The following is a 16,427-nucleotide window of genomic DNA, read 5'->3' on the forward strand; positions in this document are numbered from 1 at the left end:
GGGGATGCCCTTGGCGCATCGCCCCAGATCTGCGCCGGTCTTGCGCCAGAAGCCCAACCCGCGGCCCCACGCGACAGGACGTCGCATACGTGGCCGTTTACAGTTGCGTCACCGCACAGACAGTCAACGCGTGCGCGCACAACGAGGCGGACCCCTACAAAGACTTCGGGTGACAGCCTCGGGGTGAGCATCTAAATTGGGGCGGCACCCGGTTTCCGGGGCGTACTTCGTGTTTCCAGGGAGGGAGGCAGTAATGAATGGATTCAGTGGTCTTCTCCGGAGGGGGCAAGCGCGCTCCTCTGCTTCACGTAGCGGCGCATGCGGCAGGACGCACAGGAGGCGTTTGCAGGCGACACGGGCGGCCGTGCCGTGGCTTTTGTTGCTCGGGCTTTCCAGCCCGGCAGGCGCCGACGAGCCGCCCGAGATCCTCAACATCCTGAACCAGTTGGTGGCGGCGGACGCAGCGATGGCGCGCTGCGCGGACGTGGGCAAGGAGCAGCTGGCTGACTTCGCGACCAATCTGCAGATCGTTCATGCGCGCGCGCGGATGGTCCAGCAGGAGCGATTCCCGGATGCATCGGACGAGGAGATCGCCGACGGTCTGCGCCACGGACGGGAGGAGGTCCGAGCCCGCGTGGACCAGTACGTGGATCAGCATGGTTGCGACGCTCCGCGAATCCAGACGATGAGCGAGCTGTACGCCACGCTCGCCGAATGGGAGCCGTTTGAAAACTAAACCCGCCCCCCTTTCTCCCGGGTGGCTGGCCGCATGGCTGGCCGGCGGGATGTTGCTCGGTGGTTGCGCCGGCGGGCCGCCATCGGCAGAGCCACCGGCCGCCACGGGTGCCGCGCCGCAGGAGCAGCCCGCCGCCGCGGCAGACGGACCCGCGGAGGGGCTCGCCAGCCTCCGGGACGAGATCCACTACTACCTCGAGCGCCTGTCGGATCGCGCGTTCACCGAGACCTACGGGGGCGAGGAGCATCCGCGCACCTGGTACACGGCGGCCGAGGCGCTCGGCCGGATCGGTGCGCCGGCGGTCCCGCATCTCGTGCCCTACCTCGATTCCGATGACCCGTGGGAACTGAAACTGGCGCTGTATGCCCTGATGCTGGCTACGCAGGATCCGGCGGTGACCTCGCAAACCGGGGGCGAGTACATCCGCCTGGGGACCGTCCTCGACGAACGCGAGAACGCGGCCAACCGCGCTATCGCCCGCGACTGGTGGAAACGCTGGGGCCACCTCTGGGATTAGCGGCCCCGGGGTCGGCGAAGCCAGATATTTTGGGTCCCGTCTTGCCTTTTGCCCTGCCCGATCACGAGCGGTCCGCATCCGTGGCGCTTCAACCGATTGCCACGGCCTCTGCGAGGCCTCGCAATGACGGGGCCCCTGGCGTTTCGGCACGTGGGGAGATCCGCGCCCTGCCCTCGCCATCCGGGGCTTGTTGAGCCATGCTCCATGCTGTGGGCGGACGTAGACGGGCCCGCGTTTCGGCATCGATCAGAGCCCGTCATCTCGAATAACAAGGAGCATGCGCATGAACCTGGAGAAGGTGATCTTCGGCTTTTTCATCATCCTGGCGTTCACGCTGAACTTCGGGTTCTTCCTCGGCGAGATCGATGATCCGGCGCATCACAACGTATACGAGCTGTTCGCGGCCATCGTGGTGAACATCATCGCCACTGCCCTGAAACTGGGGGATCGGACGCAGACCGGGGCATTGCTGCTGGCCAGCTCCCTGGTAGCGGTCCTGCAGCTACTGGCCGCCGCGGTGGTGTGGGGCTATGCCACCCATGTGCATGCCGGGGGCATGGATGCGATGTTCATGGCCAGCATCGTCTCCCTGGCGGGCGGGGCCATGGTGGCGAACCTGATCTCCGTGCTGCTGCTGATCGCGGATACGGTGGCGCTGCGCCGCTGAGGCCGGCCGCGACAGCTGCCACTACAAGAACCGTGGGCCCCACCATCAACAAGGTTCTGTTCCTGTTCCTCCGCCGCATGCGGGCGCCGCTGCTCGCGCTGACGGCGGCCTACGCGATCTCCGTTCTTGGCCTGGTGCTGATACCCGGCGTGGACGACCAGGGGGAACCCTGGCGCATGGACTTCTTCCATGCCTTCTACTTCGTGACCTACATGGCCACGACGATCGGCTTCGGCGAAATCCCCTACACCTTCTCCGAGGCGCAGCGGATGTGGACGGTGTTTGCCGTTTACCTGTCGGTGGTGGCCTGGCTGTATGCCATCGGCAAGATCCTCGCGCTGATCCAGGACCCGGCCTTCCGCCTGGCCGTCAGCCAGCACGCGTTCGACCGCACGATCCGCAAGCTGCAGCGGCCGTTCCATATCGTGTGCGGGTATGGCGACACTGGGGCCCTGGTGGTGCGCTCCCTGCTCGGCCGCAATGGCTTTGCCGTGGTCATCGACCAGAACCCGGACCGCATCAACGAGCTGGTCCTGGAGAATTACCCGCTGCAGATCCCCGGTCTGTGCGCGGATGCCAGCATCGCCAATCGCCTGCTTGATGCCGGGCTGCTCAACCCGCACTGCCAGGGTGTGGTGGCGCTGACCAGCGACGATGCGGTGAACCTGCGCATCGCCATTGCCGCCAAACTCCTCAACCCGGAGCGCCCCGTGATCTGCCGTGCCGAGAGCCACGACACGGAGAAGAACATGGCCTCGTTCGGGACTGACCAGGTCATCAACCCGTTCGACATCTTCGGCCAGCGCCTCGCCCTCGCGCTGCATTCCCCCGCGCATCACCTGTTGCACGAATGGCTTGGGAGCATCCCCGGGAGCCCGCTGCCGATGCCGATCGACCCGCCCTGCGGTCGCTGGATCCTGTGCGGCTTCGGGCGCTTCGGCAAGGCCGTGCACGCCGGCCTGATCCAGGAGGGCGTGGAGGTGACCCTGGTGGAAACGGACCCCGAGGGCGCGGACTGTCCGCCCGACTGCATCAAGGGCCGCGGCACCGAGGCGGACACCCTGCACGAGGCCGGCATCGAGAGCGCCTCCGGGATCGTGGCCGGAACCGGCCGCGACGACTACAACCTGTCCATCGTGATGACCGCGCGCGAGCTGAACCCGGACCTGTTTATGGTCGCGCGGCAGAACCGCGAGTGCGATTCGCTCCTGTTCGCGGCGGCCGACCTGCCGCTGGTGATGCGCCACGACCGGGTGATTGCCGAGGCGATCCTGGCCCATCTGACCTCGCCGCTCCTGCCGCGCTTCCTGGAACTGAGTCGCAACCAGACAACCGACTGGGCGAACGAGCGAGTCAGCTCCATCACGGCCGTGGTCGGCGACCGTGTGCCAGCCATCTGGACCGAGCAACTGGACGAGGGGACAGCCCCGGCCCTCCTTGCCCATCTGGAGCAGGAGCCGGTGACCCTGGGCCAGCTGCTGCGCGCCGACCATCCCGTGCGCCAGCGACACGCCTGCCTTGTGCTGCTACTGCGGCGCGAAACCGGAGGCGAGGACATCCTCGCACCCGATGACGACACACCCCTGCAACCCGGCGACCACATGCTGTTCTGCGGCCGGTTCGCGAGCGCGCTCACGATCTCCCACACCCTGCGCGACCCGCACGCCCTGCGCTACCTGCTGACCGGCGAAGACACCCCCGAAGGCTGGATCTGCCGCGCCCTGCGCGCGACCCGTCGACAACCGGCCTGAGACCCCGGCGGCCGCCGACTGCAAGCACAGGGAACCAGGGGGGCGGACCGCGATCGGCTCGTAACCCAGGAAGACGCGCAAGGCAGACCCGCCAGCATGGCATGGGCCCATCAACGGGCATAGGCAGAAGCAAAGGGTTGGGGGCCGATAAGTTCCGCCCCCACGCCAGGTCATCCCGGACACCGCTAAGCGGTGAGCCGGGACCTCCCCACCGGGGCTCTTCAACCCCGAGATCTCGGCTCTGCGCCCCGCTCCGTCCCGGATGACGGGGCGGGATTGGTCACGGGTGACCGTGCCAGGTGTTGCCTTACCTCCAACGAACTAATCGGCATCCGAGCCACGAATAATGAGGTGGCCCCGCGGTTCCAGGCGTTGTTCGTGGGGGACCCAAGGCTCCCGGCATAATGCCCTCGCAGCAACCAAGACCGCCCGCTGAACAAGGAAGAGCGCCCCGATGGCGACCGTGAAAAGTACCTGTTACGAGTGCGATGCCAACTGCGCCATCGACGTCACCCTGGACGCCGTCGGCGAGCCAGTCGCCATCGACGGCCCCGATTGCCCGCGCTGCTACGTCCAGCTGGACCGGCGCAACCATCCGGAGCGCTTGCTGTACCCGCTGCGGCGCATGGGTCCGCGCGGCAGCGGCCAGTTCGAGCGCATCTCCTGGGATGAGGCACTGGACATCATCGCCGGGCGCCTGCGCGCCACCCGCGAGGAACACGGGGCCCCGGCGGCGGCCTTCTTCGCCGGCTATACCAAGGAGGCGCGCCCGCAGCTCCAGCGCCTGGCGCATGCCTTCGGCTCGCCCAACTACCTGACCGAGAGCGGCTGCTGCTTCTCCTCCACCAAGGTCGCGGAGGAGGTGACCTTCGGCACCAAGATCAAGACCTCCTCCACCGTCGCCTCGGATGCCACCCGCTGCCTGCTGGTGTGGTCCACCAACCCGCGCGGTTCGATCCCGCCGTTCCACCAGCACCCCCTGGCTGCGACCCGCCCGGGCTGCACGACCGTGGTGGTGGACCCGAGGGTAACCCCGCTGGCGGAGCAGGCCGAGGTGCACCTGCAGATCCGCCCGGGTACCGATGGCGCGCTGGCGCTGGGCATGCATTACCTGATCTTCGAAAACGGCTGGGAGGATCAGGCCTTCCTCGACGAATGGGGCAGCGGCGTGCAGGCCTTCCGCGAGTATGTGGCCGGGTTCCCGCCGGAGCGCGTCGCGCAGATCTGCGGCATCGACGCGGCCGATCTGCGCCGTGCCGCCGAGCTCTATGCCGCCAACGCGCCAGCGCAGATCATGCTCTCCCCCACCGCCACCGTGCAGCATTCCAACGGCTTCCAAAACCACCGCGCGGTGATCCTGCTGGCCGCGGTGACCGGCAACATCGACCGCGAGGGCGGCAACCGCTTCTTCAACGACAAGGTCACGCCCAAGCCCATCGACCTGTTCGACCATTGCAAGGCACACCTGCCACCACGCATCGGCGATGAGACCTTCCCGGTGTGGACGGCCCACTGGCCGGCGGCGCAAAGCATGCTGCTGCCGGATGCCATCCTTGAGGGACGGCCACAGCCGGTGCGGGCCTTGGTGGCGATGGGCATCAACACCGCGATGTGGCCGAACTCGAAGCGCATGGAACAGGCGCTAGGCGCGCTGGATTTCTTCGCCGCCTCCGACTTCTTCCACAACCCGGCCACGCGCATGGCCGACATCGTGCTGCCGGCCGCCACCAGCCTGGAGCGCGCGGCGCTGATCGCCTACCCCGGCTGCAACTTCCGCGGCGAACTGCGCTACCGCCACGCCGCCGTTGCCCCGCGCGGCGAGGCCCGCCCGGATGGCGAGGTGTTCCTGGAGCTGGGCGTACGCCTGGGCATGGGAGAGCAATTCTGGAACGGCGACCTGGAGGCCAGCTGGGCCGAGGCCGCCGAGGGCATCCCCGAGACCATCCGCGAGCAGGTCTACAATGACCCGGACGGGGTCACCGTGTTCGCCAAGGCGCTGGACGACATGCTCGAGTACGGCTTCGAGGAAGGCGACCGCCAGTACCGGATCAACGGGTTCCGCACGGTCAGCGGCAAGGTGGAGTTCGACGCCGCGGAACTGCGCGCGGCCGGACACGACGGCCTGCCGGTGTACCGCGAACCGGCGGAGAGCCCAGTCTCCACGCCGGAGCTCGCCCGCGACTATCCGCTGGTGCTGACCAGCGGCGCCCGCCACAAGCACGCCACCCACTCGCAGCACCAGCACCTGGAGCGCATGCGCCGGGCGATGCCGGAACCGCTGGTGGAGCTGCACCCGATGGATGCCGCCGCGCGCGGGATCGCGGACGGCGACACGGTAGAGGTGCGTTCGCCACGCGGGCGCGTGGCGTTCGTGGCCAAGGTCACGGACCGCATCAAGCCCGGCGTGGCGCACTGCCAGCACGGCTGGAACCACGCCAACGTGAACGAGCTGACCGACGACCGCGCGCTGGACCCGATCAGCGGGTTTCCCGCATTCAAGTCGCTCCTATGCGAGGTAGAGCGCCTGGCGGCGGGCCACGAAAAACGCCAGGCGGAGGCCGGGTAGTGCCGTTTGTCGGTGTCCTCCCCGAACGCGAGCACATCTTCCGGCCCGAACCGCGCCGGGAGGTGGGGGTGTCCGACGCCGCCGCATGGCGGCTCAACCCGGACTATCGACACGTCTACGACAAGCTGCACCTGGCCCTGGATGCCGGACTCACCGCCGCGCCCTGCGGCGTAGCGCCCACGGATCTCGGCATCGCCGCGGACCACGAGGTCTTCGTCAAGCCAATCACCAACCTCGCCGGCATGGGGCTGAACGCGCGCACCGTGGCAGCCGACGCCGTCCCAGTGGAACCCGGAAGCTTCTGGTGCCCGCGCCTGCAAGGCACCCACACCAGCACCGACTGCCTGGTGGAGGCCGGCGCAGTACGCTGGTTCGCTCACACCCGCGGCTCCGAGCAGAAGGACGCCGCCCGCCCCGTCTACTGGGAGATCGGCGCGGATGCACCGGAGGTCGAGCCATGGATCGCCGACTGGGTGCAGCGCAACCTGGGCGGATACAGCGGCATCTGCAACATCGAGCTGATCGGCGGCCAGCCGATCGAGGCTCACCTGCGCGGCTCCAACGGCTTCTTCGACTTCTACGGCCCCGCGTTCATCCCGGCCTGGGTGGCCCTGGCGGACGGCGAGCCGTTCACCCCACCACCGCCTATCCCCGGCGGCTTCGTGATCTCGGTGTTCGGCGAGGCCGACCTGAACGACGAAAACCTGCAGGCCGCCAAAACGGCAAGCGTCGACGTGCAACCCGATCCGTCAACGCCGGGCCGCGCCGCCATCCTGCGCTGCCGTGACCGTGCCGCCGGCTTCGCCATCTACCGCCGGCTCACCGGGCACTCGCTGTAGCGAAGAGGCACCGCGCCCGGAGCTGGCGTCCTGTGAGGCCTCGCGGTGATGGGTTGGGGAGATGCGGCCACGCCCGCCGATCCAGCCAATGCTGGAGGCCGGGATGCGAGCCCCCGGGCGCCTCCCGGCTACCCGTTCAGCGCACGGAGAGCCGCATGGTCATGGCGTGGGTTGCGCCAGCGGCGAGCGGGTAGGCATCGTCCAGGGCGTTGGCGACCTCGACGCAGACCGTCTTGCGATACTGATCGTCGGGCATGTCGGCGAACGACTTGACGCCTTCTGGGCCGGGGTTCCACAGCACGCTGCTGGCGCTGTTCTCGCGTTCGATGACGATCTCGCGCGCGTTGTCCCGGTCCTCGATCACGAGTGTGCCCGGGTGGCCGACGAACACCTGCTCCATCGGGGTCGTCATGGCGACGTCGCCGGACTGCGTCCCGCGTTCACCGTCCGCCAGCTTGTCGATCCGCGTGGTCCCGTCCAGCCCGCGCACCACCAGGCCCTCGGCCTCGCCCACGCCGAAATAGGTGTGGAGGGCCTCCGACACACGCCACTCGCGATCGCTGCGGTTCTCGCCCTCCAGCGTCATCTCCAGGGCCTCGCCCAGGGTGACGTGCAGGCGCAGCGAGAACTCCAGCGGCCAGGCCTTGCGGATATCGTCGTCCGGGGTCAGCACGAACACGACGTGCGTGGCATCGCCGACCGATTCCACGGACTCGACATCCCAGAACGCATAGCGGGCGATCCCGTGCCCCTTCTTGTGTTCGTCGCTCGGGTCGGGACCCAGCGCGGCCGGATCGTACGGGCCAAACCATGGCCAGCAGACGGGGACCCCGCCGCGCACCGGCTTCTTGCCGTCGTACAGTGCGGTATCGCTCACCCAAAGCACGTCGGCGCCACCCTTCGGGCGATAGCTCAGCAGCGTCGCGCCAAAGGTCGTGATCGTCGCGCTGCCGTGCGCGTTCTCGATATCGACCATCACCAGCGCATCCTGCTGGCGAAACCGCACTTCGGGATGCGGAAACTGTTCCGTGAGCGCTGCAACCGTCATCTGATCTCTCCTATCCGACAAGGGCCGAAGCGTAGCAGACCCCGTGGCACACCGAGTGCCTGCACGGGCGCCGAGATCAACGGCGCCGGATCAGGTCGGGCCTTCTGCCCCGGCATTGCGACCGACCGGCGGCCCAGCACGCTCCGACCGATTGCCACGGCCTCTGCGAGGCCTCGCCATGACGTGGTGCTCCGGAGAAGGACGAGGGATGACAGGTCGGGAAACAGCAGCTAGATTGTGGGCGCGACCGATCAATGGGCTCGCGATGTTTCCAGGGAGGGAAACGATGAAGAAAGGATTCTCTAGTTCTGTCCGCGCGGGGCATGTGCGCCCTGCCGCCCCATGCCCCGTTACCCGCCCCCCACCTCGCCGGCTTCTCGCCGCCACGGCCGGGCTGTTCCTGCTGATATTCGGCCTCGCCAGCCCGGCAAGCGCCGACGAGCGGCCCGAGATCCTGAACATCCTGAGTCAGTTCGTCGCATCCAGTACAGCCGCGGCCCGCTGTGACGATATCGATGACGAGCAGATGGTCGCGTTTCTGGCCAACCAGCAAATGATCTACCTGCAATCCGTCATGGCGCTGGAGGACCAGCACCCCGAAGCGACGGGAGAACAGATCGCGGCCACCCTGCTGCGTGGCCAGGAAGACATCCAGACCCAGGTAAGGCAGCGCATCGACGAACACGGCTGTGACGATCCGAATGCCCAGGCTCTGATCGAACTGTTTGCGATGCAGGCCGAGTGGCGGCCCGGCCGCTCACCCCGGAATGACACCGAGTAGGACCCGACGGGTTCGCTGTCACACGCTCTCACAGGGGACGTGCGCATGTGGATGTTTGCTGGATTGGTGACGATGATCGGAATGGCAGTGTGGATCTACCGACGTCGGCTCGAGGATCGATGGGAACGCCGGTCTTCTTCAACACCTGAGCCAGTACCGGGTCACCAACAAGCGCCCTCACTCGGGGACCCGCTCTACAACTATGTCTACCGAGGCCGCCATTCCGTACCCGTGGAGCGCATTGGCTACTACCCGGCACCGGATGTCGAGTTCCGCGTAAAAGTGCGTCGCTGGTGGGATGTGCTGTTCACCACCATAGGGCTTTCGGTGGCCTGCCGCACAGGCAACCTCGAATTCGACCGGACCTTCTATTTGGTCGCCGACCAGGCACCACTCTGCCGGACGCTGAAAGAGTGCCGTACCACGCAGGAGGCTATGCTTCGCATTTACCGCGAGTGCGAAGTCAACGGACTCCGCTTCAGGCAGTTGCGGATACGGCGTCAGCGGGTATGGGTCGAGGTAGTGGCGAAGAAACACAGGGCTGGCAGTCGACTCTCGGCGCCCGTAATGGCATTCATACCACTGCTTCGCCAGCTCTCCGAAGCCATGGAATCGGAGCTTCCCGAAGCCGCACGCGGTCCAAAAGACTCATTGGCCTGGAAGGCCGTAATGATCGTCAGTATCAGCTCGGCCATGCTGATCACCGGCTTTCTGTATCTGCACCAGAGAATTTTCTTGCCGCTGCCCGGCCCCATCCGGGCATCGGAGATGGTGTCACTTTCGATAATCACGGGCGTAATCGTCTTCGCGCTATTGGCTACCTTGACCATCGTCTGGCTGGGACGCACCTCCCGTACCCATCTCGTTTTGACCGAATTGGCTTTAGCCGGATTGATCGGTGCTGCCATGGCCAGCTACGGACTTCTTCGGGACATCAATATGAGTTTCGACCGGTCCCCCGCTCTGGAACACCCTGTTGAAGTGCGCGACAAGACGGCCGAGCGGGGGCGTGGTTATACCCTTCACTACCTGCAACTCTCCGGGTGGGACGGCCCTCAAGAGAAACGCGGAATCCGCGTCGATCGCTGGCTGTACCACTCTGTTCGAGCAGGTGACCAGCTGCTTCTGGAGGAATACCCAGGCCGCCTCGGCGTTCCCTGGATCCGGCTCGATACCGATCGCTCCGAGGTCGCACAGTCTCCATGAGGCACAACAGCCATGCGGGTTCCAGCCCGGACTCCGCAGCACATTCACAGGGAGGGGATCGAGGCCCTGTGGGCGGGTCCGACCGATTGCCGCGGCCTCTGCGAGGCCTCGCCATGACCGGTGTGGGTACGGCTGTCAGGCGGGTAGCGGCAGCCGGCCCTGGTAGTGGAACTGGGTCAGGGGAAAGTCGTGCAGGGCGCCGTCGCGGGGCTTGAGGAAGCGGACGTGGTCGGCGGTGAGCTGGCACAGCCAGGGGTCCTGACGCGTGGGGTTGTTGCGGGTAAACGGGGTCGCGTTGTAGAGCGCGAGGTTGAGGCCGGCCTGGTGGTCGCGGGCGGACGGATATTCGAACAGGTCGATGCCGGCCTTGCGCAGCGCGGCGCCCAGGACCTGGGTGGCCTGATAGTCGGCGGGATGACGCAACAGGTCCGCGTGTTCAGCGAACGGGGGCTGATGGAGCTGCAAGCCATTGGGGCTCTGGTAGCGTGCGGCGAACAATGTGTGCTGGGTATCGAGCTTGCGCGGTGGCGGGGTCGCCATGCCATGCCAGAACACAAACCGGTAGTAGGCCGCCTCGGCGAGGACCGTGCGCTCGCGCAGGGCGCCGTAGAACAGGCTGGGTTCGTGGCGACGGCCGAAGCGCGATCCGTGACGTAGCGGCGGGTAGCGAAACGGCGTCGCCAGCAGGTAGTGCAGCCGTTCCGTACCCGGACGCCGGGGCGGCTTGGTGGCCTCCAGCATCTCTTCCAGAACGGCCTGGCGGTCGAGCGAGCTGACAATCTGGTTGGTGGCAACCTGCTCCTGGCTCTCGACCAGGCGCAGGACCTCCCCTCTCAGCGTGACACGCGGCGCCGCTTCGACCAGGGCATCCCAGTCCGGCATGTCAGGTTGCCCTCACAGCTTGCCGCGGATCGCGTCGAGATATTCCAGCACGCCCACCAAACCCTGAACCGTGCGGATCTGCTCGGCGGGCACCCCTCCGGTGTGGTGGTTGTGCGTCTGCATCCAGTGTTTCATCGCACCGACATCCCCGCCGGTGAGGACATAGAGCGCGCGATAGCAGCGAATCAGCAACAGCGCCAGCTCACCCGGCTTGCTGGCCGGGTCGATGTTGCCCCGACTGATATCCGTGCGGCCGCGCCCGACTACCTCGCCCAGCTCCGCCTGGGTCAGGCCCAGCGCCTTGCCGGCATTGACCAGCGCCTCGCGCAGGACCTCGGAACGTTCCGGGGCCAGAAGCTCTGCAGTGCTCATGGCTCACCTCCAGACAAACCGCATTAAGCACATACTAGCACTCCATGTGCATACTGCACATTCAAACCCTGCGCGACCTTTGGCCATCCGGCACCGCACGCGCCCATCGGTCCGGCCGCGCGAGACGCAACCGCGCGTTCGAGTGCTACGATCGGCGCGACGGATTCATTACGCCCTGCCCCAGACTCATGCAGGTCGGGGCACCACCGGAGAGGACGCCATGCTGATCACGCTGCTGTTGATGATTGTGTTGCTGCTGGTGGCGGGCGCCTTGCTGATCTGGCAGGCAAGCATCATCTTCAGCCTGGAGATCGCGGACGGAACGCTGCGGGTGCGGCGCGGCGACCCGCCGATGCACTTCGAACATGCGGCGCGGGATATCGTCCGCCGCTACGGCATCGAGAACGGTCGCCTGACTGCCGTTCGCACCAGCAAGGGTCTGCGCCTGCGCAGCTCGTCCTCCATCCCGAAGGAGGCGCACGGTGAGCTGCAGGCCGCACTCCAGCGCGTAAAGGTGGGCCAGAAGCGCCGCAAGAAGCGCCGGTAACGCACCCAGGCCAGACCGACGCCACCGCACAACGTAGCCGGCATCAGTCAGCGGCTGCGAGCAGACTGGTGTTGCCGCCGGCGGCGGTGGTGTCGATGCACAGGTGACGCTCCACCACATAGCGCTCCGGCGCGATCAGTGTGGTCTCCAGCGCAATGATGGGCCCGTCGCGCAGCGCCAGCGCCTTGCGCAAACTGCGGGTCCACTCGCTGCTACCGACCGCGGCGACCGCTACCAGACCGTCGAGTAGAGCCAGCGTTTCCGGCCCGACGACGCCGTCGATCCCCCGCAGCGGGACGTCGACCTTTTGCAGCGCCCGCGCAGCGCGTTCGGCACCCGGGACCACCATGACCACCGGACACCCCGCCACCAGCGCCTGCACCGCCTGCGCCAACGCAACCTCCGAACCCGGCCCCAGGCACAGCACCGGACCGCGGGGATAGAGACACAGGCGATTACTCTCGCCGGTCGGCCCCGGCAGCGTCTGCGGACTCGTGTCGAACGCCGCGGTTTCCGCCAGGGCCTGGCGCAACAGCCCCGTGCGCTCCGGCAACGCCTTGCGCAGCACCTCCATCCGGTCGGTGCGCGCGGCCCAGTCACCGGCATCCAGCGCGTCCAGGGCCTGCTGCAGGGTGTCCCGCGTGATCCCGGGGGCCTCCGCATCCGGCGCCGCGGGGTGATCCGCGGCGACCGGCGGGCGGCGCCCGAAACGGGTCAGGTACAGCGGCCCGCCGGCCTTCGGGCCGGTGCCGGAGAGCCCCTCGCCGCCGAACGGCTGGGAGCCGACGATGGCGCCGATCTGGTTGCGGTTCACGTACTGGTTGCCCACGCGCAGGCGCTCGACCACCTGCTGCACGCGATCGTCGATGCGGGTATGCAGGCCGAAGGTCAGGCCGTAGCCACGGGCATTGATGGCATCCACCACGGCGTCCAGGTCCCGCGCGCGAAAACGCGCGACGTGCAGCACGGGGCCGAATACCTCGCGCTCCAGGGCCTCGATCCCCGGGAGCCGGACGATAGAGGGGGCGACAAAGCGTCCGGTCTCCGGCACCGGCAGTGCCTTCACCAGACGCCCCTGCTCCTCCTGCGCCTTCAGGTAGTCGCGGATATCCGCCTGTGCCTCGGCATCGATCACCGGCGAGACATCGGTCGCCAGTTGCCAAGGATCACCGATCGTCAGCGCGTCCATCGCGCCCTGCAGCATCTCCAGCAACCGGTCATGGGCCTCGTCCTGCACGTACAGCATGCGCAGCGCGGAGCAGCGCTGCCCGGCGGACTGGAAGGCGGAGGCAAGGATGTCGCGCACCGCCTGTTCGGTCAGCGCGGAGCTGTCGACGATCATCGCGTTCAGCCCACCGGTCTCGGCGATCAGGACGGCGTCCGGCCCGGCGTTGTCCGCCAGGCTGCGATGGATCCGCTGCGCCACCTCGGTGGAGCCGGTGAAACAGACCCCACTGATGCGCGGATCGGCGGTGAGCGGACCGCCCACGGACGGGCCGTCGCCCGGCAGCAGCTGCAGGGCGGTCTCCGGCAGACCGGCCTCGCGCATCAGCTCCACCGCGCGGGTGGCGATCAGTGGGGTCTGCTCGGCCGGCTTGGCCAGCACGGTATTGCCCATCGCCAGGGCCGCGGCGACCTGCCCGGTGAAGATCGCCAGCGGGAAGTTCCACGGGCTGATGCAAACGAACACCCCGCGCGGCTCCAGCTCCGCCTCCTGTTCCAGCCGTTCGGCCTCGCCGGCGTAGTAGCGCAGGAAGTCGGCCGCCTCGCGCACCTCGGCGATGCCGTCCCATACGGTCTTGCCGGCCTCGCGGTTGGCCAGCGCGATCAGCTCGGGGGCGTGCGCCTCGTAACTCTCCGCGATGGTGCGCAGCAGATCCGCCCGTGCCGCGACCGGACGCGCCGACCAGTCGACAAACCCCATCAATGCGGCGCGCAGGGCCTGCTCGATCTCCACCGCCGTAGCCGCGCGCACCTCCCCCACCAGGTCCTCGGGATCGGCTGGTGAAACCGCGTCGCGCGTTTCGCCCTGTGGCGCATGCCCCGCTGCCAGCATCGGCGCCGCCTGCCAGCGCGTCCGCGCGAAGGCCGCGCGCGCCTTGAGCAGCGGCAGGATAGAGGCGGGTTCGTTGACGCAGTAGCCACGCGAGTTCTGCCGCTGCGGCTGGTAGAGATCGGTCGGGTTGCGGATCGCCGGGTTGGCGATAGTGTCACCCAGTACCTCCAGATCGGCGAGCGGGTCGCGGGCGATCTCCGCCGGCGGGATGGCGCTGTCCACGACCTGGTTGACGAAGGAGCTGTTGGCGCCGTTTTCCAGAAGGCGACGCACGAGATAGGCCAGCAAGTCGCGATGCGCCCCCACCGGGGCGTAGATGCGGCAGCGGATGCCGGCCGTTGCCTTGACGATGGCGTGGACCGACTCGCCCATGCCGTGCAGGCGCTGGAACTCGAAGCCCTCACGATCGTCTCCGGCCATGGCCAGCACCGCCGCACAGGTATGCGCGTTGTGGGTGGCGAACTGCGGGTAGATGCGGTCGCGCCGGTCCAGCAGCATCTGCGCGCAGGCGATGTAGCTGACATCGGTATTCATCTTGCGTGTGAACACCGGGAAGTGTTCCACGCCCCGTTCCTGCGCCAGCTTGATCTCGGTATCCCAGTAGGCGCCCTTGACCAGGCGCACCATGATCCGCCGGTCGAGGCGGGCAGCCAGCGCGTAAAGCGCCTCGATCACCGCCGCCGCGCGGCGGCCGTAGGCCTGCACGACCACGCCGAAGCCGTCCCAGCCGGCCAGCTCCGGATCCGCCAGCAGGGCCTCGATCACGTCCAGCGACAACTCCAGGCGATCCTGCTCCTCGGCATCGATGTTGAAGCCGATCCCGGCCCGCGCCGCCTGCCGTGCCAGTTCCCGTGCCCGCGGCACAAGGTCCGCCATCACCGTCGCGCGGTGGGTGTACTCGTAGCGGGGATGCAACGCGGAAAGCTTGACCGAGACGCCGGGACTGGAACGCACGTCGCCCTGCGCCTGCTTCGCGATCTCCGCGATGGCCGTGGCATAGGCCTCGTGATAGCGCCGGGCGTCGGCATCGGTGCGCGCGGCCTCGCCGAGCATGTCGTAGGAATAGGTGGAACCCTCGCGCTCCATCTCGCGCGCGTTGCGCATCCCCTGGGCAATCGTCTCGCCGAGCACGAACTGGCGCCCCAGCAGCTTCATCGACTGCGCCACGGCAGTACGCACCAGCGGCTCGCCGACCCGCCGGATCAGCCCCCGCAGTGCGGCGGCCGGGCGCTGCAGGTCGTCGCTCAGCACCTTGCCGGTCAGCATCAGGGCCCAGGTGGAGGTATTCACCAGCGACGACGAGGAATGCCCGAGGTGGGCGCCCCAGTCGGAGGGCTCGATCTTGTCCCGGATCAGCTCGTCGATGGTCTCGGCATCCGGCACCCGCAGCAGGGCCTCCGCCAGGCACATCAGGCCGACACCCTCCTCGGTGGACAGGCCGTACTCGGCGAGAAAGCTCTCCAGCAGCGACGGCGATGTCTCGGCGCGGACCCGCTCGACGATGCGCGCGCCCTCGGCCGCGATACGGGCGCGGGCCTCGGCATCCAGCCGGATGGCGGCCCGCAGGTCGCGCAGCACGGCCGCCTCGTCGGCCCCGTATGCCGCCCGGATGCGGGCACGATACGGGTCGAGGACAGGATCCTGCTGGGATTCGGGCTGCTGCATCGGCCTGCTCCCGTGTAAGGGGGTCGCTGTACCCGGCCCGAGCGCCTTCGGTCACCTTACCCGGTGTAAGCGCAGGCCCGGGCGCAGGGCATCACAGGTGACCGGTCTTCACGTAGATCAGCGTCTCCTCCTCCACCCAGGGATCGTGCTGACTCGAATGCGGGCTGCGGATCCACGTGCCGGCGGGATAGCGCCCGTGCTCGTCGATGAACTCGCCGGACAGCACCAGGATCTCCTCGCCGCCCCAGTGCCGGTGGGGCTGGAAGTGTTCGCCCGCCGGCCAGTGCACCAGTGCGGTGTGTTCGGTCCCGAAGCTGTGCAGATGCAGGACGCGCAACCCGCCGATGCCCGGCTGGAAGGGCGCCGAGTGGGTATCCACCACCACCTTCTCGCGGTCCTCGGTCGCGAACTGCTCCAGCTTCACGAACAGCGTGCAGCCGGGGTCCGAGTGCGGCGTGTGGCGGGAACCCGGTGGATTGCGCAGGTAGGTGCCGGCGGGATAGTCACCGGTTTCGTCGGAGAACACGCCGTCCAGTACCAGGATCTCCTCGCCCAGCGCATGCGTGTGCGGCGGGAAACGGGCTCCGGGCTGGAACTGCACGATGCTGGTGGCGCGACCCGCTTCCGCCTGTTCGCGCTCCAGCGGCTTGCGCACCACGCCGTCGGCGCGGCTGCCGCTCCAGGGCTGCGCCGCCGTCTCCACGACCACCGGCCGGTTCAGATCCAGGTTCAGGGCTCCCGTCATGCGCGCTCCGATCGTCTCTTCAGTCGAACGCGGTGCCACGCAATTAGTT

14 protein-coding genes are annotated in these 16,427 nt (G+C 67.7%); 9 read left to right on the forward strand and 5 right to left on the reverse strand.

Annotated features, from left to right (window positions below; all coding sequences use genetic code 11):
* Positions 1-343: 343 nt before the first annotated feature.
* From F816_RS0111305 to F816_RS0111330, 6 genes are all read left to right on the forward strand, one after another.
* Positions 344-736: a hypothetical protein gene (locus F816_RS0111305; RefSeq protein ID WP_019594819.1), complete on the forward strand. Its 393-nt coding sequence runs from the start codon at positions 344-346 to the stop codon at positions 734-736.
* Between the two features lie 49 nt (positions 737-785).
* Complete coding sequence (locus F816_RS0111310; RefSeq protein WP_019594820.1) at positions 786-1,253, forward strand: HEAT repeat domain-containing protein; 468 nt, start codon at positions 786-788, stop codon at positions 1,251-1,253.
* Between the two features lie 283 nt (positions 1,254-1,536).
* Positions 1,537-1,920 (forward strand): DUF6394 family protein, encoded by a 384-nt coding sequence (locus F816_RS0111315; RefSeq protein ID WP_019594821.1) that lies wholly within the window; start codon positions 1,537-1,539, stop codon positions 1,918-1,920.
* A 32-nt stretch (positions 1,921-1,952) separates the two neighbouring features.
* On the forward strand, positions 1,953-3,671 hold the full coding sequence (locus tag F816_RS0111320) for a TrkA family potassium uptake protein (RefSeq protein WP_019594822.1): 1,719 nt from the start codon (positions 1,953-1,955) through the stop codon (positions 3,669-3,671).
* 454 nt (positions 3,672-4,125) lie between these two features.
* Entirely contained in the window at positions 4,126-6,237 is a 2,112-nt protein-coding gene (locus F816_RS0111325) for a molybdopterin-dependent oxidoreductase (protein ID WP_019594823.1), read from the forward strand.
* A complete protein-coding gene (locus F816_RS0111330) occupies positions 6,237-7,076 on the forward strand; it encodes a hypothetical protein (RefSeq protein WP_019594824.1) in 840 nt (279 codons plus the stop codon). Before F816_RS0111325 ends, F816_RS0111330 begins: the two co-directional genes overlap by 1 nt.
* A gap of 136 nt (positions 7,077-7,212) precedes the next feature.
* Here F816_RS0111330 and F816_RS0111335 read toward each other — a convergent pair whose 3' ends face one another.
* Positions 7,213-8,124 carry a D-hexose-6-phosphate mutarotase gene (locus tag F816_RS0111335; protein ID WP_019594825.1) on the reverse strand — a complete coding sequence of 304 codons (912 nt, stop codon included), beginning with the start codon at positions 8,122-8,124 and terminating at the stop codon, positions 7,213-7,215.
* A 325-nt stretch (positions 8,125-8,449) separates the two neighbouring features.
* Between F816_RS0111335 and F816_RS0111340 the strand changes: the two genes are divergently transcribed.
* Both F816_RS0111340 and F816_RS0111345 read left to right on the forward strand, forming a co-directional pair.
* Entirely contained in the window at positions 8,450-8,905 is a 456-nt protein-coding gene (locus F816_RS0111340; protein ID WP_019594826.1) for a hypothetical protein, read from the forward strand.
* A 231-nt stretch (positions 8,906-9,136) separates the two neighbouring features.
* Positions 9,137-10,111: a hypothetical protein gene (locus F816_RS0111345; RefSeq protein ID WP_019594827.1), complete on the forward strand. Its 975-nt coding sequence runs from the start codon at positions 9,137-9,139 to the stop codon at positions 10,109-10,111.
* Positions 10,112-10,246: 135 nt separating this feature from the next.
* On the opposite strand, the gene F816_RS0111350 is transcribed toward F816_RS0111345, so the two are convergent.
* Positions 10,247-10,993 carry an RES family NAD+ phosphorylase gene (locus F816_RS0111350; protein ID WP_019594828.1) on the reverse strand — a complete coding sequence of 249 codons (747 nt, stop codon included), beginning with the start codon at positions 10,991-10,993 and terminating at the stop codon, positions 10,247-10,249.
* Positions 10,994-11,005: 12 nt separating this feature from the next.
* Positions 11,006-11,365, reverse strand: coding sequence for an MbcA/ParS/Xre antitoxin family protein (locus tag F816_RS0111355; protein WP_018938814.1), 360 nt, complete (start codon positions 11,363-11,365; stop codon positions 11,006-11,008).
* 220 nt (positions 11,366-11,585) lie between these two features.
* Between F816_RS0111355 and F816_RS0111360 the strand changes: the two genes are divergently transcribed.
* Positions 11,586-11,912, forward strand: a complete 327-nt coding sequence (locus tag F816_RS0111360; RefSeq protein WP_019594829.1) for a DUF3634 family protein — start codon at positions 11,586-11,588, stop codon at positions 11,910-11,912.
* A gap of 43 nt (positions 11,913-11,955) precedes the next feature.
* Here the strand turns inward: F816_RS0111360 and putA are convergent, their stop codons facing one another.
* Entirely contained in the window at positions 11,956-15,633 is a 3,678-nt protein-coding gene (gene putA, locus F816_RS0111365; RefSeq protein ID WP_019594830.1) for a bifunctional proline dehydrogenase/L-glutamate gamma-semialdehyde dehydrogenase PutA, read from the reverse strand.
* A 91-nt stretch (positions 15,634-15,724) separates the two neighbouring features.
* Complete coding sequence (locus F816_RS0111370; RefSeq protein WP_026333248.1) at positions 15,725-16,378, reverse strand: cupin domain-containing protein; 654 nt, start codon at positions 16,376-16,378, stop codon at positions 15,725-15,727.
* Positions 16,379-16,427: the final 49 nt, after the last annotated feature.

The organism is Thioalkalivibrio sp. ALM2T, from assembly GCF_000381505.1.
GTDB lineage: Bacteria > Pseudomonadota > Gammaproteobacteria > Ectothiorhodospirales > Ectothiorhodospiraceae > Thioalkalivibrio > Thioalkalivibrio versutus.

Bases quoted from the DNA above. Each gene is read 5' to 3' on its own strand.
- F816_RS0111310 (WP_019594820.1), top strand. From the start codon at position 786: ATGTTGCTCGGTGGTTGCGCCGGCGGGCCGCCATCGGCAGAGCCACCG.
- F816_RS0111315 (WP_019594821.1), top strand. From the start codon at position 1,537: ATGAACCTGGAGAAGGTGATCTTCGGCTTTTTCATCATCCTGGCGTTC.
- F816_RS0111325 (WP_019594823.1), top strand. From the start codon at position 4,126: ATGGCGACCGTGAAAAGTACCTGTTACGAGTGCGATGCCAACTGCGCC.
- F816_RS0111335 (WP_019594825.1), bottom strand. From the start codon at position 8,124: ATGACGGTTGCAGCGCTCACGGAACAGTTTCCGCATCCCGAAGTGCGG.
- F816_RS0111350 (WP_019594828.1), bottom strand. From the start codon at position 10,993: ATGCCGGACTGGGATGCCCTGGTCGAAGCGGCGCCGCGTGTCACGCTG.
- F816_RS0111355 (WP_018938814.1), bottom strand. From the start codon at position 11,365: ATGAGCACTGCAGAGCTTCTGGCCCCGGAACGTTCCGAGGTCCTGCGC.
- F816_RS0111360 (WP_019594829.1), top strand. From the start codon at position 11,586: ATGCTGATCACGCTGCTGTTGATGATTGTGTTGCTGCTGGTGGCGGGC.
- putA (WP_019594830.1), bottom strand. From the start codon at position 15,633: ATGCAGCAGCCCGAATCCCAGCAGGATCCTGTCCTCGACCCGTATCGT.
- F816_RS0111370 (WP_026333248.1), bottom strand. From the start codon at position 16,378: ATGACGGGAGCCCTGAACCTGGATCTGAACCGGCCGGTGGTCGTGGAG.